Genomic DNA, 19,536 nt, shown 5'->3' with positions numbered 1-19,536 from the left:
CTCGGAGCGTGAAGCGCTCACGAACCTTCCTCGTCATGTGGACCCTCGCGGTCCTCGCGACGGCGAGCGCCTTCGTGGTGCACCTCGCGCTCCGCGGCCGCACGGTCGCGCTCGGCTACGAGATTGGCCGAAGCCGCGCGGAGCAGGCGCGCCTGCGCGAGGTGAAGCGCGTGCTCGAGCTCGAGTCCGCCAGCTACCAGACGCCCGAGCGCGTGGAGATGGTCTCGCGAACGCTCCTCGGCATGGAGCCCCCGACGCCCGATCGCGTGGTCATCCTCGCGCCCGTCACGCCGGACCGCGTCGACCGTCAGGAAGACCCGCGCGAGCGCCCGCCTGCGAGCGGGAAGACCGCGCAAGGGGACGGTCGGGACGGTCGGGACGGTCGGGACGGTCGGGACGGTCGGGACGGTCGGGACGGTCGGGACGGTCGGGACGGTCGGGAGAGCTCGCCGTGAAGAACCTGCCGCCGGAGCGCGCGCGGTGGATGCGCCTGCGGATGGGCATCCTCTCGGGGATCATGGCCGTCGGCGTCGGCGGGGTCGTCTCCAGCGCGTACCGCGTGCAAGTCGAGGACGGCCGGTCCTGGCGCGAGACCGCCGAGAACCAGCGCCAGCGGCGACTTCACGTCGAGCCGAAGCGGGGGAGCATCCACGATCGAAACGGCGCCGCGCTCGCGGTCAGCGTCGAGGTGCCGAGCGTCACCGTCGACGTCGTCGAGCTGCTCCGCGGCGTCGACAAGCCCGCGGCGCAGGCCGAGGTCATCCACGACGCCGCCGCGCGCATCGGCGCGGCGCTCAAACTCGACCCCGAAGAGGTCCGCCAGAAGCTCGTGTCGCGCCGCCGGTTCATCTGGCTGAAGCGGCGCATCCCCGGCGACGAGGCGGCGGCCGTGCGCGCGCTCGGCGATCCGAAGGCGCAGGCGCCGGGGCAGAAGCCGGTCAAGGGGCTCGCGATCGAGGGAGAGGGCAAACGCTATTACCCGGGTCGCGAGCTCTTGGGGTCGGTGCTCGGCTTCGTCGCCCCGGACGGCGAGGGCAAGGACGGCCTCGAGCTCGCGCTGAACGAGGAGCTCCGCGGGCACGTCGAGGAGGTGCACGGACTCCGCGATCGCGCCGGGCGCCTGATCTTCTCGGAGGGCGCGACGAACGAGCAGGCGCTCGCGGGGCACGACCTCCACCTCGCGGTCGACGAGGGCATCCAGCACGTGGTCGAGCGCGAGCTCGACGTGGCGCAGCGGACCTACGAGACCAAGGGCGCCATGCTCGTGGTCATGGACCCGATGACCGGGGAGATCCTCGCGCTCGCGTCCACGCCGGGCTTCAACCCCAACGACTACGGCGACTCGTCGGTCGAGGCGCGGCGCGATCGGGTCGTCACCGACCGCTTCGAGCCTGGCTCGGTCATGAAGGTGTTCACGCTCTCCACGGCCTTGGCCGCGGGCTCCCTGAAGCCTACAGAGCAGATCTATTGCGAGAAGGGCACGTTCAAGCTCGCGAACGTCACCATCCACGACACCCACGTGTCGGAGTGGCTCTCGCCGACGCAGATCCTCGCGAAGAGCTCCAACATCGGCACGCTCAAGATCGCGCTGAACCTCGGCGAGCCGGCGCTCTACGCCGGGTATCGGCGCTTCGGCTTCGGAGAGCCCACGGGCCTCCCGCTCCCGGGCGAGGCGGCCGGAGTGCTCCGCCCGCGCGGGCGCCCCTGGTACGACGTCGAGACCGCCAACGCGTCTTTCGGGCAGGGTGTGAGCGTGACCACCGTGCAGCTCGCGGTGGCGATGTCCGCCATCGCGAACGGCGGCAAGCTGATGGAGCCCATTTTGGTGCGCAAGATCACCGACGCGCGCGGCGGGATCGTGCGGGAGTGGCCCCCTCACGTGCGGAGAGAGGCCGTGCCACCGCACGTCGCGAAGATGATGTCGGAGATGCTCACCGCGGTCGTCGAAGAGGGCGGCACCGGCGTCGAGGCGGCGATGAAGGGTTACCGCGTGGCCGGCAAGACCTCGACCGCGCAGAAGGTCGACCCTGCCACGGGTCGCTACTCGGACGACAAGTACACCGCGTCGTTCGTCGGCTTCGTGCCCGCCGAGAAGCCGCGCCTGGTGGTCGCCGTCGTCCTCGACGAGCCGATGATCGGCCGCTACGGCGGCGACCTCGCGGGCCCCGTCTTCCGGCGCGTCGCCGAGTCGAGCTTGCGGTACCTCGGCGTGCCGCCCACCCACTCCGCCCCGCGCATCGGCGCGGTGTCGCGCACCGGAGATCCCGCCGACGTGACGCTCGCCGCGCTCCGCCCGAAGACCACCGCCGACCCGCCGTCGGAGTCGGCCACCATGGGGCCGCCGCCACCCAACACAGTGCGCGTCCCGGACGCGAGCGGCCTCGGCGCGCGCGACGCCGTGCGCGCGGTGGGGGCGGTTGGGCTCGTCCCCGAGATCGAGGGCACGGGGCGCCTCGTTCGGCAGAACCCCCAGCCCGGCGCGCCCGTCCCGAAGGGCAGCGCCGTGCGCCTCGTCTTCGAGCCAGGCTCATGACGCACGGGGGCATGCGCCTCGCCGACGTCGCGCGCGAGGTGCCGGGCGACGTGTCGGTGCCCGGCGGCGCGTCGGAGATCCTCGTGACCGGCGTGCACCACGACTCGCGCGCGGTCGGGCCCGGAGATCTCTTCGTCGCGCGGCGCGGGGCCTCGGCCGACGGCGCGGGGTTCGCGACCGACGCGGTCCGCCGCGGCGCGGTCGCCATCGTCGCTGCCCAAGGCGCGGCCCTGCCGCCGCTCGCCGTCCCCGTCGTGCGCGTCGACGATCCTCAGCGTGCGCTCGCCTACGCGGCCGCCGCCGTGTACGGCCACCCGTCGTTCGCGCTCGACGTGGTCGGCGTGACGGGGACCAACGGAAAGACCACCACGACGCACCTCGTGCGCGCCGCGCTCGACGGCGCGCTCGGGCGCCCGTCGTGCGGCACGCTGGGCACCGTGGGGCACGGGTTCGCAGGCGCGCTCGTCGAGGCGACGCACACGACCCCCGAGGCCGACGAGGTCGCGCGGGTCCTCGCGTGGATGCGCACGCGAGGCGCCTCCACGGTCGCGATGGAGGTCTCGTCGCACGCGCTCGCCCAGGGGCGCGTCGAGGCGGTGCGCTTCCGCGTCGCGGCCTTCACGAACCTCACCCAGGACCACCTCGATTTCCACGGCTCGTTCGCGGCGTACGGCGACGCGAAGGCGCGCCTCTTCACGGAGCTCGGCCCGGGCGCGGCCGTCGTCAACGTCGACGATCCCTTCGGCGCCGAGCTCGCGGAGCGCGTGACCTGTCCGCTGCTGCGCGTCCGCCGCACGCCCGGGGCCGACGCCGACGTGGCGCCAACCACGCTCGACCTCGGCCCGCAAGGCGTGCAGATGCGAGCGCGCACGCCGTTCGGCGAGGTGGAGGTGCGCTCGCGCCTGCTCGGGCTCCACAACGTGGAGAACCTCCTCGTCGCCCTCGCCATCGCGCTCGCGCTCGACGTCGACCCCGCCGACGCGGCGCGCGCGCTCGGCGAGGAGGGTGGCGCACCGGGGCGCCTCGAGCGGTGCGACGAGGACGCCGACGACGTGCGCGTCCTCGTCGACTATGCGCACACCCCCGACGCGCTCGCCCGCGCGCTCGACAGCCTCGCCCCGTTCCGCGTGGGCCGGGTGATCTGCGTCTTCGGCTGCGGCGGCGATCGTGACCCGACCAAGCGGGCGCCCATGGGGAGCGCCGCGGGGCGTGGCGCCGACCTCGCCGTCGTTACCTCGGACAACCCACGGGGCGAGGCGCCCGAAGCCATCGCCGAGGCGGTGGAGGTCGGCGTGCGCGCGGCCGGCCTCACGCGGATCGCGCTCAGCGAGCTCGCTGAAGCGCCTCGGGGCTACGTGGTGGTGCTCGATCGCCGCGAGGCCATCGCCGCGGCGGTGCACGCCGCACGGCCCGGAGATATCGTTCTTATCTGCGGGAAAGGACACGAAAATTACCAAATCGTGGGCGCCGTTCGGCACGACCTCGACGACCGCGTGGAGGCGCGGCGCGCGCTCGCCGCGAGGCGGGGGACCTGAGTGGCGACGCCCATCCCCAGCAACCGGGCGCGCTTCACCGCCGCCGAGGTGGCCCGCGTGACCGGCGGCGCGCTCCGAGGGCCGTCGGTCGTCGCGGAGGGGCTCACCACCGACTCGCGGATCGCGCGCGCGCGGCCCGGTGGGCTCTTCGTCCCCCTCGTGGGTGAGCGGCTCGACGGCCACGACTTCCTCGCGAGCGTCGACGGCCACGCGGCCGTGGTCGTGTGCGCGCGAGGACGGGGCGCGAGCGTCCGCGAGAGCGCGGTCGTCGAGGTCGACGACACCCTCGTCGCTTGGGCCGCGCTCGCCGAGGCCCACCTCGCCGCGTGGCGGGAGCAAGAGGGGCCCGCCCGGCGTACGGTGTGTGTGACCGGGAGCGCGGGCAAGACCACCACGAAGGAGCTCACGGCGGCGCTGCTCGCGTGCGTGGGCACAGTGCAGCGCACGCGCGGGAACCTGAACAACCGCGTCGGCATGCCGGCGACGGCGCTCACGGTGGAGGCGGAGCACCGCTTCGCCGTGCTCGAGCTCGGCATGAGCGTCCCCGGCGAGATCCGCGCGATGGCCGCGGCCGCCAGGCCCGACGTCGCCATCGTCACCAACGTGGGCGTCGCCCACTCCGAGGGCGTCGGCGGGCGCGCGGGCGTCGCACAGGAGAAGGGCGAGCTCGTGGCGCACCTCCGCCCGGGCGGCGTCGCGGTGCTGAACGCCGACTGCGACACGCTCGAGACCTTGCGGGCCCGCTCGACCGGAGCGCGGGTGGTCACCTTCGGCCGCGCCGCCAGCGCCGACTACCGCCTGCTCGAGCGCGCCGTGGAGCCGCGGGACGGATCCGTGCTCACGATCGCGCGGGCCAGCGACACGCCTCGCCTCCTGCGCGTGCGCTTCCCGCTGCTCGGCGAGCACGCTGCGATCGATCTCCTCGCCGCCCTCGCCGCCGCCGAGGCCGCGCTCGGCGCGCCCCTCGCCGCCGCCGACATCGAGGCCGCCGTCCCGCGCGCGGAGCTCCACGGCCGCGGCTCGCTCGTCGTGCTCGGCAACGGCGCCTGGGTCATCGACGACTCGTACAACGCCAACCCCGGCAGCATGGCGGCCGCGCTCGCCGCGCTCGCGGAGCAGGGGGCAGGCCGCCGCAAGATCGCCGTCCTCGGCGAGATGCGCGAGCTCGGTGCCCTCGCCGAGGGCGAGCACGACGCCTTGGCCGCGAGGGTTCTCGAGGCCGGGGTGGACTTCCTCGTCTCGTGCGGAGGCTTGATTTCCCGCACCGCAGCGATCGTGAGGGCCGCCGGCGTACCTACATTTGACTTCATTGACGCAGAAGAAGCCGCCACTTTCGTGACTTCTGTGGTCGTTTCGAGCGACATCGTGCTCGTGAAAGGGTCTCGCAGCATCGCCACTGAGCGCGTCGTCGCCGCGCTCGCACGCTCGTTCGGCGCGCCGGGCACCTCCCCGGAGCCCGCGTGATCTACGAGTACCTCTTCCCGCTTCGCACCCACGCGGACTGGCTCGGGTGGCTGAACGTGCTCCGGTACGTGCCGTTCCGGATCATCATGTCCACGCTCACGGCCATGCTGTTCTCGTTCTTCCTCGCGCCGTGGTTCATCCGCGAGCTGCAGAAGAAGCAGATAGGCCAGGTCGTGCGCGACGACGGCCCCGCGTCCCACAGGATCAAGCAGGGCACGCCCACGATGGGCGGCTCGCTCATCCTCCTCAGCGTGCTCGTGCCCACTATCCTCTGGTGCGATCTGCACAACCCGTTCGTGTGGGCCACGACCGCGGTGACCGCGGGCTACGGCGTCATCGGGTACCTAGACGACTACCTGAAGATCAAGATGAAGAACACGCGCGGCGTCCCCGGGCGGTTCAAGCTCCTCGGCCAGTTCCTCGTGGGCGGCGGCGTGCTCTCGTACGTGTTCTTGAAGCAGAGCGCCGTGCCGGCCGACTGGTGGGCCATTCGCGCGCGGCTGTCCGTGCCGTTCTTGGCGTTCGACAAGCACCCGATCACGCTCCCCATTTACGTCTACGTCGCGTTCGCGATCTTCGTGGTGGTCGCGTGGTCGAACGCCGTCAACCTCACCGACGGGCTCGATGGGCTCGCGATCGGCCCGGTCATCATCAACGGCGGCACCTACCTCCTGTGGGCGTACCTAGCGGGCGCGAGCCTGGGCATCGCGAACGTCTCGCAGCGCCTCGTCGTCGCCCGGTACCTCGACATTCCGGGGATCGCGAGCGCGGGTGAGCTCTCCATCTACTGCGGCGCCGTGGTCGGCGCGGGCATCGGCTTCCTTTGGTACAACACGTACCCGGCGCAGGTCTTCATGGGCGACGTCGGCTCGCTCGCGCTGGGCGGCGGCCTCGGCATGTGCGCGGTCTTCACGAAGAACGAGCTGCTGAGCATCGTGCTCGGCGGGGTGTTCTTCCTCGAGGCGGTCAGCGTCATCGTGCAGGTGGGGTCGTTCAAGCTCACGGGCAAGCGCGTGTTCCTCATGGCGCCCATCCACCACCACTACGAAAAGAAGGGGTGGGCCGAGCCCAAGATCATCGTTCGGTTCTGGATCATCAGCGTGCTCCTCGCGCTGGTGGCGCTCTCGAGCCTCAAGGTCAGGTAGCGACGTGATCGATCTGAAGAGCAAGCGGGTGACGGTGATCGGCCTCGGCGCGAGCGGCCTCGCGGCGGCGCGCCTCTGCCTCGCGCGCGGCGCGGTCGTGACCTTGGGCGACGCGCGCGCCGACGTCCCCGCGGCCGCGGAGCTCGCGGCGGCAGGGGCCGAGCTCGCCCTGGGCGACCACGCGCTCGCGCTCGCGGACGCCGAGCTCGTGGTCCTCTCGCCCGGCGTGCCGCCGTTCGCCGAGCTCGCGCTGGCCGAGGGCCGCGGCGCGGAGATCGTCTCCGAGGTCGAGCTCGCGACGCGCGCCCTCGTGCGCCCGGCGCCCATCGTCGCGGTCGGCGGGACCAACGGCAAGTCGACCGTCACCACGCTGCTCGGGGAGCTCCTCTCCGCCGGCGGGCGACGGGTCTTCATCGGAGGGAACCTCGGCGAGCCGCTCTCCGCGCACGCCGACGAGGAGCTCGACCTCATCGTCCTCGAGGTCTCGAGCTACCAGATGGAGCGCGTGCGCACCTTCGCGCCGCGCGCGGCGCTGCTGCTCAACCTCAGCCCCGATCACCTCGATCGGTATGCCGGCATGGCCGAATACGCCGCCGCGAAGGGCAACGCGTTCGCGCGGCAGACGCCCGCGGATCTGGCGGTCGTGCCGTTCGGCGACGAGGGCTGCCTCGCCCAGGCGCGCCGCGGCGGCGGGCGGGTCGTCACGTTCGGCGTGGAGCCTCAGGCCGATGTGGTCGTGGCGGCCGACCACATCCTCCACCGGGGCCTCGGCGCGCGCTTCTCGCTCGCGCAGCTCCGGCTACGCGGCGCGCACAACGCGCTGAACGTCGCGGCCGCGCTCGCGGTCGCGATCGACCTCGGCGTCGACGCGGCGTTCGTCGCCTCCGTCCTCTCCACCTTCGAGGGGCTCGCGCACCGGATGGCGTACGTCGCAGAAGTCGGGGGCGTGCGCTTTTACGACGACTCGAAGGGCACCAACGTAGGCGCCTCCGTCACCGCGCTGCTCGGCCTCGCCGAACCGAAGGCGGTGATCATTCTGGGAGGCCGCGACAAGGGTGGCACCTACGCGCCGCTCGTCGACGCGCTGCGCGCCCGCGCCAGGGCCGCTGTGCTCGTCGGCGAGGCCGCGCCGCTGCTCGCCGACGCCATCGGCGACGCGGTCCCCACCGCGCGGGCCGCGACCATGGCGGAGGCCGTCGATCAGGCCGCGACCTTCGCGCGCCCGGGCGACGCCGTGCTGCTCTCGCCCGCCTGCTCGAGCTTCGACATGTTCCGCGACTACAAGGAACGAGGCGACGTGTTCGTCGCCGCCGTCCACGCGCGAAGCGGCGAGAGCGCCGAGGCGCCGCATGAACCGGCAGCGAGCCCCGGAGGGGCGAACGAAGGTCGATGGCGAGGCCGAGTCGAAGGCGAGGGGTCGCCATGAACTTCCGCAACGTCCGCAGGGCGCCGGCGCTGGCCGTGGACAAGCTGGCCGTGCCGCTCGACGCCCGCCCGAACCAAGAGGCCTCGCAGCGCCCGGTGGACCTCGTGCTCGCCGCCACCGTCGTCGCCCTGCTCGGCTTCGGGGTGGTGATGGTCTACAGCGCCTCGACCGTGCAGGGCACGACCCAGCACCACGACGCGCAGTTCTTCCTGAAGCGCCAGGGGGCCTTCGCGATCGCGGCCCTCGCCGTGTTCTTCCTCACGAGCCTCATCGACTACCACCGCATCTACAAGCTCACCTACCCCGTGCTCGGGAGCGTCGGAATGCTCCTCGTCGCGTGCGTGGCCGGCTTCGGTCACCGCGGCGGAGGCGCCACCCGCTGGATTTCGGTGGGCCCCGTGCACATCCAGCCGGCCGAGCTCGCCAAGCTCGCGCTCGTCTCCTGGCTCGCCTACTCGCTCGCGAAGAAGGCCGAGAAGGTAAAGACCTTCACCGTCGGTTTCCTCCCGCACCTCCTGGTCGCGGGCGTCTTCGTGCTGCTCTGCATGAAGCAGCCCGACTTCGGCTCGGCGGTCGTGCTCTTGCTGCTCACGTTCACCATGCTGTTCGTGGCGGGAGCAAAGGTCGGATATATTCTCGGCGCGACCATCCTCGGCGGCGCGTTCGCGGTCGTGTCGATCGTCTCGCGCGAGTACCGCTACGCCCGCTACCTGGCCTGGCTGAACATGGATCAGCACCGCCAGGACCTCGCCTACCAGCCGTTCCAGTCGGTCATGTCGTTCGGCTCCGGGGGCACGTTCGGCCTCGGCATCGGGCGCGGCCTCCAGACCCTCTACCTGCCCGAGGCGCACAACGACTTCATCGCGGCCATCATCGGCGAGGAGCTCGGGTTCGTGGGCGTCATGGCGCTCTGCGCCGTGTTCTTCACCCTGGTCGCCCGCGGGGTCCGGGCGGCGCTGCGGGCGCCCGATGACTACGGCAGCTACCTCGCGTTCGGGATCTCGGCGATGTTCGGCATCCAAGCGATCTTGAACCTGTCGGTGGCGCTCTCGATCCTCCCCACGAAGGGCCTCACGCTCCCCTTCATCAGCTACGGCGGCTCCTCGCTGCTCATGAACGCGCTGGCCGCGGGCATCCTTCTCAACGTCTCCCGACAGGGACAGGCGGTCGCTCACTACGAGACACCCCTCCCGCCCGAGGTGACCTCGAACGACGAGCGCACGGCGACGACCGACGAGGTCGCCGACGCGGAGTCGCCGGCTCCGCTCGGGCTCGTGGTCGAGAGCGCGGAGGCCGAGTGAGCCGCGAGACCATCTTCGTCTGCGCGGGCGGCACCGGCGGCCACGTCTTCCCTGGGCTCGCGGTCGCTGACGCGCTCGGGCGGCTCGCCGAGGTCGACTGTCGGTTCCTGGGCACCGCGCGCGGCATGGAGACGCGCGTCGTGCCAGCGCGCGGCTACCCGCTCGAGCTGCTGACGGTCACCGCCATGAAGGGGGGAGGGATCCGCCGCGCCGCGAAGGGCGCGCTCTCCGTCGTGGGCTCCATGCGCTCCGTGACGGCGCTCTTCCGCCGCTACTCTCCGAAGCTCGTCGTGTCGGTGGGCGGATACAGCGCCGGCCCCGCCGCGCTCGCGGCCCTCGCGGCGCGCGTGCCGCTCGCGATCGTCGAGCCGAACGCCGTGCCGGGCTTCACCCACCGCGTGCTGGGGCCCTTCGCGCGCCGCGCGTACCTCGCGTGGGACGAGGTGGCGGAGCGCTTCCCGAAGGGGCGAGCGCGGGTGCTGGGCGTGCCCCTCGGGCGCGCGTTCGCGCGCGTCCCGTACCAGACTCGCGGCCGTCGCCGCGTCCTCGTGCTCGGGGGAAGCCTCGGCGCGCAGGCCCTGAACGAGCGCATGCCGCTCGCGCTCGGCCGGGTGAGCCGCGACCTCGGCGGCGTGGAGGTCGTCCACCAGACCGGCGTGGGACGGGAGGCCGAGGTGCGCGGCCTCTACGACCGGGCGGGAGTCGCCGAGGCTCGGTGCGTGCCGTTCCTCGACGACGTCGCGGGCGAGCTCGCCGCCGCGGACCTCGTCGTCGCCCGCGCGGGCGCGGTCAGCGTCGCGGAGATCGCGTGCGTCGGTCGGGCGAGCTTGCTCGTCCCGTTCCCCTACGCAGCGGACGATCACCAGCTGAAGAACGCCACTCTCTTCCAGCGGCGAGGCGCCTGCCGGCTCGTCGAGCAAGAGCGCGCGACCGTCGATCGCATCGCGAGCGACGTCCGCCTCGTGCTCTCGGACGACGGGCTCCGCGAGCGCATGGCGCGCGCCGCGGCCAGCGCGGGCCGGCCCGACGCCGCCCTCGAGATCGCTTGCGACCTCGTGGAGCTCGGGGGCCTCAAGATGCGCAGCGTGGTCGGCGACGATCTTGGGGGCTCGCGCGGCCGCCGCACGGAGGTTCACTGATGTTTCGCGGACGGGTTCGGCACGTACATTTCGTGGGCGTGGGCGGCATCGGCATGAGCGGGCTCGCGGAGATCCTCCGCACGATGGACTTCGAGGTGTCGGGGTCCGACATGAAGGGCAACGACGTCACGCGTCGCCTCGAGACGCTCGGCGTGAAGGTCGTCGTGGGCCACCGGGCGGAGAACGTCGCGGGCGCTGACGTGGTCGTGTACTCGTCCGCGATCGGCCGGGACAACCCCGAGATCGTGCGCGCGCGCGCGCGACATCCCCATCATTCCCCGCGGTGAGATGCTCGCGGAGCTGATGCGTGTAAAGTACACAGTCGCGATCGCCGGCTCCCACGGCAAGACCACGACGACGTCGCTGGTCGCCACGGTGCTCCGCGCCGCGGGCCTCGACCCGACCGTCGTCGTTGGCGGCAAGGTGAACGCGCTCGGATCGAACGCGAGGCTCGGCGCCGGCGACCTGTTCGTCGCCGAGGCCGACGAGTCCGACGGCTCGTTCCTGCGCCTGACGCCCACCATCGGCGTCGTGACCAACATCGACGCCGAGCACCTCGATCACTACGGCAGTCACGCCGGGGTGAAGGACGCGTTCGTCGAGTTCGCGAACCAGATCCCCTTCTACGGGTTGTGTGTGCTCTGCATGGATCACCCGCACGTGCAGGAGATCGTGCCGCGCATCAGCCGCCGCGTGATGACCTACGGCGTCTCGCATCAGGCCGACTTCCGCGCGAAGAACGAGCGCTACCTCGGCTTCTCGACGCAGTTCGAGGCCTACAAGCGGGGCGAGCCCCTCGGCCAGTTCACGGTGCGCATGCCTGGCGCGCACAACGTGCTGAACGCGCTCGCCGTCATCGCCGTCGCCGACGAGCTCGAGGTGCCGCTCGACGTCGTGAAAGAGGCCATCGCGGGCTTCCACGGCGTCCAGCGCCGCTTCACCCTGGTGGCACAGCCGACGATCGAGCGCGATGGCGCGCGCGGCGACGTGCTCGTCATCGACGACTACGGGCACCACCCCGCCGAGGTGGAGGTCACGCTCGACGCGGCCCAGCGCGGCTTCGAGCGTCGTGTGGTCGTCGCCTTCCAGCCCCATCGCTACTCGCGCACGCAGGCGCTCTTCGCGGAGTTCACGCGCGCGTTCAACAACGCCGACGTCCTCCTCGTGACCGAGGTCTATGCCGCCGGCGAGGCGCCGATCGCGGGGGCCACGGGCGCCGAGCTCGCCCGCGCCATCCGCTCGCACGGCCACCGCAACGTCCGCTACGTCGCCGACAAGACCGAGGTCGCCAACGCGCTGCACGAGATCGTGCGCCCAGGCGACATCGTCTTCGCGCTCGGCGCGGGCGACATCAACGCCCAGGTGCGCGAGCTCGCCAAGCGCCTCGAGGCGGAGGGCCGCGCGACGTGATCCGCCCCTCGAACAGGAGGATCGCCCTGGACGACGCGCCCAAGGAAGGCGACGCGTCGCGAGGGGGAGAGCCCGAGGCCGCCTCGCCGCGGCGAGGGAAGGCCGACGCGCCCGCGCCGCGCGCCGCTCGGTCCCGCGCCGCCTCGGGCTCGATGGCCCGACTCGTCGAGCTCGGCCGCGCGCTCCTCGGGCTCGTGCTCGTGGTGGGCATCGCCGGCGGCGTCGCGCACGCGGCGCGTCGCTACGTCAAGACCACCCCCCGCTTCGCCGTCACCGACATCGTGGTGGTCGGGGCGAGCCACCGGAGCGAGGACGACCTCATCGCGATCGCGGGCGTCGCGAAGGGCAAGAACGTGTTCTCGACGGACCTCGACGCCGCGCGCGCCCACCTGCTCGCCGACCCGTGGATCAAGGAGGCGCGGCTCGAGCGGCGCCTCCCCGGCACCGTGTCGATCGTCGTCGAAGAGCGTCGCGCCGCGGGCATCGTCGCCGCCGGGGACACCTACCTCGTGTCGGCCGACGGGGAGATCTGGAAGCGCCTCGAGCCCGGCGATCCGACCGATCTCCCCATCATCACGGGTCTCTCGCTCACGATGGTGACTCAAGATCGCAAAGGCGCGGAGGCCGTCGTGCGGCGTGCGCTGGAGCTCGGCCTCGAGTACGAGCGCTCGCCCCTCGCCAAGCGCTCGCCGCTCCAAGAGATCCACGTCGCCCCTACCGGCAGGACCGCGCTCGTGGTCGGCAAGTCCGCGCTCACGCTCGAGCTCGGGGCGCCGCCCTTCCGGCGCAAGCTCGAGCACGCGGCCCGCGTCATCGCCGATCTCGACCGCCGCGGCGCCAAGGCCGACGCCCTGCTGCTCGACGACGAGGCGCGCCTCGACCGCGTGGTCGTGCGGATGCGCTGAGCGTCGGCGCGCCCTTCGTAAGTACTCGCAATAGCTTGCGAAAAGGCGCGCGCTTCCGACGGTCCCGTAAACGTCGCCGAAAGTTTGGCCCGAGCCCCGGCCCCATGCGATTCCCAAGCGGGATGAGCACGCAAGCTTCGCAGGGAGAAATCGTCGTCGGTCTCGACATCGGCACGACCAAGGTCTGTGCAGTGGTGGGAGAGGTCGGCGAAGACGGCATCACGGTGCTGGGGGTCGCGCAGGTACCCTGCCGCGGGCTCCGGAAGGGGATCGTGTCGAACATCGACTGGACGGTCCGCTCGATCCGAGACGCCATAGAGGCCGCGCAGACCATGGCGGGCGTCGAGATCCGCACGGTGTATGCGGGGGTCGCGGGCAGCCATATCCGGTCGCAGCCCTCGGACGGCGTCGCGGCCATCGCGGGGGGTGAGGTCACGCGGGCCGACGTCGAGCGCGTGCTCGAGGGGGCGAGGGCGATCCCGGTCGACGCCGACCGGCAGATCCTCCACGTGCTGCCGCGCGAGTACACCGTCGACGTACAGGACGGCATCCGCGACCCGATCGGGATGAGCGGCGTTCGGCTCGGCGCGAAGGTGAACCTCGTGACCGCCGCGACGAGCTGCGTGCAGAACGTCATCCGCTGCGCGGAGCGCTGCGATCTGGTGGTCGCCGACGCGGTGCTCGAGTCGCTCGCGAGCGCCGAGGCGGTGCTCTCCGAGGACGAGAAGGAGATCGGCGCGGCCGTCATCGACATCGGTGGCGGGACGACCGACGTCATCCTCTACGTCGACGGCGGCATCGCGCACACGTTCGTCATCCCCGTGGGAGGCAACAACATCACGAGCGACATCGCGGCCGGGCTCCGCACGCCGATGGCCGAGGCCGACCGGCTGAAGCAGAAGCACGGCTGCGCGCTGGGGCGGATGATCGCCGAAGACGAGGAGATCGAGGTGCCCGGCGTGGGTGGGCACCAGCCGCGGCACACGGCGCGTCGCGTCCTCTCCGACATCGTCGAGCCCCGGGTCGAGGAGATGTTCGCCGTCATCCGAAAGCGGATCGAAGACACGGGGCTGCTCGAGCAGCTCTCGGCGGGCGCGGTGCTGACGGGTGGGGCCGTGCTCCTCGAGGGGATGCCAGAGTTCGCCGAGGAGATCCTGGGCATGCCCGTGCGGATTGGCTATCCGACCGGGGTGCGCGGGCTGACCCAGCTCGTGCAGGGGCCGCAGTACGCCACCGCGGTGGGCCTCGTGAAGTATGGCGCTCAGCAGATCATCGACGCGCATAACCGCGCGCCCGCGCCTCCTCACTCGCTCGCCCGACAGAAGGTGACGAAGCGCCCCGTGCAGATTACCGAGGAGGCGACTGACGAACAGCCCAAAGCGCAGGGGAGCAAGATCTGGGAGTGGCTGAAGGCCGCGTTCTGATTGGCACTCTGTCGCGCCGGAGGTGGTGCGACACAATCGCCAATGTAGGACAAATGTTCGACGAAGATTTGAGTCAGTTAGTGAATTAGTTGTAGAAACGAGTCCACCAGGGACGACGCCGCCGCATCGGGAAGAGGCGCCCGAGCGATAGTGGTGAGTCCGCGCAGGCCACGGCCTTGCGTACGTGCGAGTTGAGACCAAGGGCACGAGTGCTCTTCCGGGAGGCATGGTCATGAGTTTTTCAATCGAGTTCGCGGACGAGTCGCAGGAGTACCAGGCGCGCATCAAGGTGATCGGCTGCGGCGGCTCCGGCGGCAATGCGGTCAACACCATGATCAACTTCGGCCTGGAGGGCGTGGAGTTCATCGTGGTGAACACCGACGTCCAGGCGCTCAACGCGAACGCGGCGCCGACGAAGCTCACCATCGGCCAGAACATCACGAAGGGCCTCGGCGCCGGCGCCGATCCCGAGCGCGGCCGTAAGGCGGCCCTCGAGGACGTCCAGCGCATCAAGGAGCTCATCTCCGGCGCCGACATGGTGTTCGTGACGGCCGGCATGGGCGGCGGCACCGGCACCGGCGCAGCCCCCGTCATCGCGCAAATCGCCCGCGAAGAAGGCGCCCTCACCGTCGGCGTCGTGACCAAGCCGTTCCTGTTCGAGGGGCGCCAGCGCTCGCGCCGCGCGGAGCAGGGCCTCGCCGCCCTGGCCGAGCACGTCGACACGCTCATCACGATCCCGAACCAGAAGCTCCTCATGATGGGCGACGACGACCTCACCTTCATCGACGCCTGCCGCAAGGCGGACGAGGTGTTGTTCCAGGCCGTGAAGGGCATCAGCGACCTCATCACCCAGAGCGGCATCGTGAACGTCGACTTCGCGGACGTGAAGACCGTGATGAGCAACATGGGCCGGGCGCTCATGGGCACCGGCGTCGCGAAGGGCGCGAACCGCGCGCGCGTCGCCGCGGAGCTCGCCATCTCCTCTCCCCTGCTCGACGAGATCTCGGTCGACGGAGCCACGGGTGTCCTCATCAACATCGTCGGCGGCTCGGAGCTGAAGATGCGCGAAATCCAAGAGGCCGCCTCCCTCATCCAGGAGCAGGCGCACGAGGACGCGAACATCATCTTCGGCGCGAGCATCGACGAGAGCCTCGGCGAAAACCTCAAGGTCACGGTCATCGCGACCGGCTTCGACTCCGCCGAGCGCGAGCTCGCCGCCGAGTCGCAGTCGCACGCGCGGGTCACGTCGCAGGCGCCCCAGACCATCTCCTCGTTCCAGCCGCAGCGCTCGACCTCGTCGTTCGCGCCGAGCGCGCGTCAGTCGGACGTCATCCCGGCGCTGTCGACGCGCCGCCCGGCGCCCGCCCCGCGCGAAGCCGCCGCCGAGGGGCGCTACCCGTCGGCGCCGGAGCCCCGCTACCCGCCGGCCTCGCAGCCGCGCATGGCCGTTCGCGAGCGCCCGCCGAGCTCTCAGAGCTTCCCGGCCTTCGACAACGAGTGGGACGTGCCCGCGTTCCAGCGCAAGCAGCAGTAACGGTCTCCGCGAGCGCGCGCGACTCGCGACTCGCGACTCGCGCGCTCGTCGCGCTAGACGTGGACGACGGCGGTGCCGAGCGCCTCGGCTTCGCGGAGGACGGTGGACAGGCCCTCCTCCTCGGAGGCGAAGGCGAGCGCGTCGGCTGCGGCGATCCAAGCGAGGGCCTCGGCGTGGGGCGTCATGCCTACGAACCGCGATGGAACGCGCAGCTCCCTCGCGAGCCGCGAGAGCCGGCGCCGCTCCGGACCGTCGCCCACCACCACGAGGGAAGCGTCTTCCCCCGCCGACCGCCGCGTCGCCACGTGCGCGACCACGCGGTCGACGCGCTTCTTGGAGACGAGCCGCCCCACGCTCACATAGAGCGAGCCCCGCGGCGCGCGCCGCGCGGCGATGGCCTCTGGCGCGAGCGTAGGTAGCGAGAGCGTCGGGGGCGCTACGGTGGCGACCCGGGCGAGCGCGCCGCGGGCCTCGCGCGGGAGCGCCTCGGCGAGCCTGTCCAAGAGGCTCTGCGAGACGAAGCGCCACACCTCCGCACGCACCGCGAGGCGGGTCACGAGCGCGGCTCGGGCGGGACGCGGGAGTGAGCCGAGCAGCCGCACGTCGGCCCCGTGCGACACGATCTCGAGGGGCGCGCGGCACGCGCTCGCGATGGGCCACGCGGACGGCAGCGCCCAATGCGCGAAGACGCGGTCGAAGCCTCCGCGCGTCACCACCGTGCGCGCGTGGCGCATGAACGTCGAGAGCTCGACGACGCGCGGTGGGAACGCGCGAAGCCGCGCGGCCACCCCTGGCCAACCGAACGCGCCGCCGGCGCGCGGGGTCACCACCTCCACGTCGTGCCCCGCGTCCCGGAGCGCGCAGACCTCTGCGTGGACGAAATGCCCGCTCGGATCGCCCTGGTGGGCCGGGTAGCTCGTGGTGACGACGGCGACTCGCACTCCGCCGAACTAGTCGCAAGCCCACGTGGCTCCAAGAAAAAACGTGGCGTGCAGGCGTGCCGGGCGCCGCAGCTCATGGAAGGTCGGGTGGCGCGTCGGGTGGCTCGCCTTGCGCTTGCTCGAAGCGCATGATTGGTGATTAAGAGGTCGCATGACCGAGCCGACGAGCGACAAGAGCGTGAGGGTCGAAGGACGCGTCCTCTACATCACGGAGGACACCGCGCTCCTCGAGGCGCAGCTCCAGGGGCAAACGCTGTCGTACGATCCGGCCCGTCCGCTCGTCGAGAACATCTCCACCGACGAGCTCACGCCGGGGTGGGTCTGCTACTACTTCGACGAGACCCTCGGGAGGTACTGCCTCGTCGGGCTCCGCGGGGGAAAGGTGACGCGGGACGCCGTGAAGAACGGCGGGTTCTCGGTCATCGTGAGCGGACGCTCCAAGGGCTGCGGCTCGAGCCGCGAGACCGCGCCCTACAGCGAGCTCGTGTGCGGCGTGAAGATCGTGATCGCCCCGACGATCGAGAAGATCTACCGACAAAATGCCCAGAATATCGGGCTTCTCACGAGCACCGATCTTGGCCTCGTCCCCCGCATCGAGCGCGGCGAGGCGATCCCGATGAGCGAGTTCACCCGCGGGCTCGACGCCATCAGCGCGGGCATCGTGGAGCACGGCGGCCTCTTCGCGTACAACCGCGCGCGCCTCGCCGGCGACGTGTCGCCGCCCCCGGTGACGACCGCCCCGCGCCCACTCACATTGTGCGAGAAGATCCTCGCCGCGCACGCCATCCGCGACGCGAAGGCGGGCAGCCTCGGCGTGCCGTCGGTCGCCCCGGGCGACGCGTTCTTCGCGCGGGCCGACGTGCGCTTCAGCCACGAGTACGTCACCCCCATGGCCGAGTCTCTCTTCGTGAGCGAGCTCGGCGCCGACGCCCGCGTGACCGAGCCCGAGAGCGTGTTCGCGTTCCGTGACCACCTCACGTTCCTCGACCTCATCATGCCGAAGGCCCACCGCGAAATGGGCCTGCAGGAGCAGGCCGCGAAGCTCGCCACCGTGCAGGCGTCGTTCACCACGCGGCAGGGCGTTCGGCTCTACGGTGAGGTGCATCGCGACGGCAAGCTCGTTGGCTCCGAGGCCATCTGCCACAACAAGGTGATCGAGGAGCTCGCGCTTCCCGGCCAGCTCGTCATCGGCACCGACTCCCACACGTGCATGGCGGGCGCCCTCGGCTGCTTCGCGTTTGGGGTGGGCTCGACCGACATGGCGAACGCGTGGTTTACGAAGGACGTGCGCGTCACCGTGCCCGAGACCGCGCGATTCGTGCTCCGCGGGACGCTCCGTCCAGGCGTGTGCGCCAAAGACGTGATGCTCCACGTGCTCTCCCAGGAGTTCTTCACGTCGGGCGCGGGCATCGGGAAGGTGCTCGAGTTCACCGGCGACGGGGTCCGCGGGCTCTCGCTCGACGAGCGCGCGACGCTCACCAACATGGCCGTCGAGGCCGGCGGTTTCACGGGGATCATCGAGGCCGACGACGTCGTGGTCGACTACCTCGTGCGTCAGCGCGGCCTCGACGCCGACGACGTGCGCGCGCGCATCGTGCGCGCCGATGCGGGCGCCACGTACCTCGCGACGTTCGAGGTCGATCTCGGCGCCATCGAGCCCATGGTCGCCACACCCGGCGATCCCCGCAACGGCGTGCCCCTCGCCCAGCTCGACGCGCGGCATGGGGGGAAGGTGGCCGTGCAGATCGCCTACGGGGGCTCGTGCACGGGCGGCAAGAAGGCCGACATGGACATGTACGCCGAGGTGCTGGGCGCCGCAGCGGCGCGTGGCCTCACCGTCAAGGAGGGCGTGCACCTGTACCTCCAGTTCGGCTCCCAGGACATTCGCCGCTACGCCGAGGCGAAGGGCTACCTTGAGATCTTCGCCAAGGCCGGCGCCGAGCTCGTGGACCCCTCCTGCGGCGCGTGCATCAAAGCGGGCCCCGGCGTCAGCGACTCGCCGGACCAGGTGACGGTGAGCGCCATCAACCGGAACTTCCCAGGACGCAGCGGTCCGGGCAAGGTGTACCTCGCCAGCCCGCTGGTGGTCGCCGCCAGCGCGATTTTGGGCTACATCGGCTCTCCCGACGAGCTCGCTGGGCTCACCTAGCCTCTCACGCGACCGCGCAACCCGAGAAACGCCCCATGACCACCATCCAAGCGAACGCCTTCGTCGTCCTCGACTACGTCCTCAAAGACTCCGAAGGGGAGGTCGTCGACAGCAGCGACGATGAGGACGGCGAGCCCATCCGCTACGTCCACGGCTACGGCATGCTCGTGCCCGGCCTCGAGGTGCGTCTGAAGGGGCTCTCCAAGGGCGACCAGCGCGACATCCACGTGCCCGCGGCCGAGGCGTTCGGCGAGCACGACGAGGAGCTCGTCCTCGAGGTCGACCGGGCGGAGTTCCCGGACCCCAAGGCGGTGGCCGTCGGCGACGAGTTCATCGCCGAGGCGCCCGACGGTGACGAAGCGGTGATGCACGTGGTCGAGGTCCGAGACGACGTGGTCGTGGTCGACGCCAACCACCCGCTGGCCGGGACCGACCTCGTCTACTCGGTCACGGTCCGCGAGCTTCGACCGGCGACCGCCGAAGAGATCGAGGCCGCCGCGCGCGAGCTGGAGGAGGCCGAGGACGCCGCCCACGTGCACGGCCCCGACTGCGGCCACGATCCGTCGCTCGTGCAGCTCGGCAAGAAGCTCGACAACTGACCGCCCATCGCCGCCCGCGGGCGCCCTTGCA

General features: G+C 71.5%; 14 protein-coding genes and 1 pseudogene. 14 read left to right on the top strand and 1 reads right to left on the bottom strand.

Annotated features, from left to right (window positions below):
• The first annotated feature begins 8 nt into the window (after nt 1-8).
• From IPQ09_30190 to ftsZ, 12 genes and pseudogenes are all read left to right on the top strand, one after another.
• Nucleotides 9-455 carry a cell division protein FtsL gene (locus IPQ09_30190; GenBank protein ID MBL0198418.1) on the top strand — a complete coding sequence of 149 codons (447 nt, stop codon included), beginning with the start codon at nt 9-11 and terminating at the stop codon, nt 453-455.
• Nucleotides 452-2,533 (top strand): transpeptidase family protein, encoded by a 2,082-nt coding sequence (locus IPQ09_30185; GenBank protein ID MBL0198417.1) that lies wholly within the window; start codon nt 452-454, stop codon nt 2,531-2,533. Before IPQ09_30190 ends, IPQ09_30185 begins: the two co-directional genes overlap by 4 nt.
• Nucleotides 2,530-4,068 carry a UDP-N-acetylmuramoyl-L-alanyl-D-glutamate--2,6-diaminopimelate ligase gene (locus tag IPQ09_30180; GenBank protein ID MBL0198416.1) on the top strand — a complete coding sequence of 513 codons (1,539 nt, stop codon included), beginning with the start codon at nt 2,530-2,532 and terminating at the stop codon, nt 4,066-4,068. The genes IPQ09_30185 and IPQ09_30180 overlap by 4 nt, the downstream gene beginning before the upstream one ends.
• Nucleotides 4,069-5,532, top strand: a complete 1,464-nt coding sequence (locus tag IPQ09_30175) for a UDP-N-acetylmuramoyl-tripeptide--D-alanyl-D-alanine ligase (GenBank protein MBL0198415.1) — start codon at nt 4,069-4,071, stop codon at nt 5,530-5,532.
• Complete coding sequence (locus IPQ09_30170; GenBank protein MBL0198414.1) at nt 5,529-6,677, top strand: phospho-N-acetylmuramoyl-pentapeptide-transferase; 1,149 nt, start codon at nt 5,529-5,531, stop codon at nt 6,675-6,677. The genes IPQ09_30175 and IPQ09_30170 overlap by 4 nt, the downstream gene beginning before the upstream one ends.
• Nucleotides 6,678-6,681: 4 nt before the next feature.
• Nucleotides 6,682-8,103, top strand: a complete 1,422-nt coding sequence (gene murD / locus IPQ09_30165; GenBank protein ID MBL0198413.1) for a UDP-N-acetylmuramoyl-L-alanine--D-glutamate ligase — start codon at nt 6,682-6,684, stop codon at nt 8,101-8,103.
• The gene (gene ftsW / locus IPQ09_30160; protein MBL0198412.1) at nt 8,067-9,404 is read left to right on the top strand and encodes a putative lipid II flippase FtsW; all 1,338 of its coding nucleotides are present in this window, start codon (nt 8,067-8,069) and stop codon (nt 9,402-9,404) included. Before murD ends, ftsW begins: the two co-directional genes overlap by 37 nt.
• Nucleotides 9,401-10,543, top strand: coding sequence for an undecaprenyldiphospho-muramoylpentapeptide beta-N-acetylglucosaminyltransferase (gene murG / locus IPQ09_30155; protein ID MBL0198411.1), 1,143 nt, complete (start codon nt 9,401-9,403; stop codon nt 10,541-10,543). The genes ftsW and murG overlap by 4 nt, the downstream gene beginning before the upstream one ends.
• Nucleotides 10,543-11,953, top strand: a pseudogene (locus tag IPQ09_30150) (UDP-N-acetylmuramate--L-alanine ligase). Before murG ends, IPQ09_30150 begins: the two are co-directional and overlap by 1 nt.
• The gene (locus IPQ09_30145; GenBank protein MBL0198410.1) at nt 11,950-12,858 is read left to right on the top strand and encodes an FtsQ-type POTRA domain-containing protein; all 909 of its coding nucleotides are present in this window, start codon (nt 11,950-11,952) and stop codon (nt 12,856-12,858) included. Before IPQ09_30150 ends, IPQ09_30145 begins: the two are co-directional and overlap by 4 nt.
• A 122-nt stretch (nt 12,859-12,980) precedes the next feature.
• The gene (ftsA, locus tag IPQ09_30140) at nt 12,981-14,282 is read left to right on the top strand and encodes a cell division protein FtsA (protein ID MBL0198409.1); all 1,302 of its coding nucleotides are present in this window, start codon (nt 12,981-12,983) and stop codon (nt 14,280-14,282) included.
• A 232-nt stretch (nt 14,283-14,514) separates the two neighbouring features.
• Complete coding sequence (gene ftsZ, locus IPQ09_30135; protein ID MBL0198408.1) at nt 14,515-15,816, top strand: cell division protein FtsZ; 1,302 nt, start codon at nt 14,515-14,517, stop codon at nt 15,814-15,816.
• Between the two features lie 53 nt (nt 15,817-15,869).
• Here ftsZ and IPQ09_30130 read toward each other — a convergent pair whose 3' ends face one another.
• Nucleotides 15,870-16,757 carry a glycosyltransferase family 4 protein gene (locus tag IPQ09_30130; GenBank protein ID MBL0198407.1) on the bottom strand — a complete coding sequence of 296 codons (888 nt, stop codon included), beginning with the start codon at nt 16,755-16,757 and terminating at the stop codon, nt 15,870-15,872.
• A gap of 151 nt (nt 16,758-16,908) precedes the next feature.
• Between IPQ09_30130 and IPQ09_30125 the strand changes: the two genes are divergently transcribed.
• On the top strand, nt 16,909-18,906 hold the full coding sequence (locus IPQ09_30125) for a 3-isopropylmalate dehydratase (GenBank protein MBL0198406.1): 1,998 nt from the start codon (nt 16,909-16,911) through the stop codon (nt 18,904-18,906).
• Between the two features lie 35 nt (nt 18,907-18,941).
• Nucleotides 18,942-19,505 (top strand): FKBP-type peptidyl-prolyl cis-trans isomerase, encoded by a 564-nt coding sequence (locus IPQ09_30120; GenBank protein ID MBL0198405.1) that lies wholly within the window; start codon nt 18,942-18,944, stop codon nt 19,503-19,505.
• Nucleotides 19,506-19,536 lie beyond the last annotated feature (31 nt).

Source organism: Myxococcales bacterium (assembly GCA_016720545.1).
GTDB lineage: Bacteria > Myxococcota_A > Polyangia > Polyangiales > Polyangiaceae > JAAFHV01.
The sequence above is the reverse complement of the archived record's forward strand: the minus strand, read 5'-3'. Positions and strand labels throughout refer to the sequence as shown.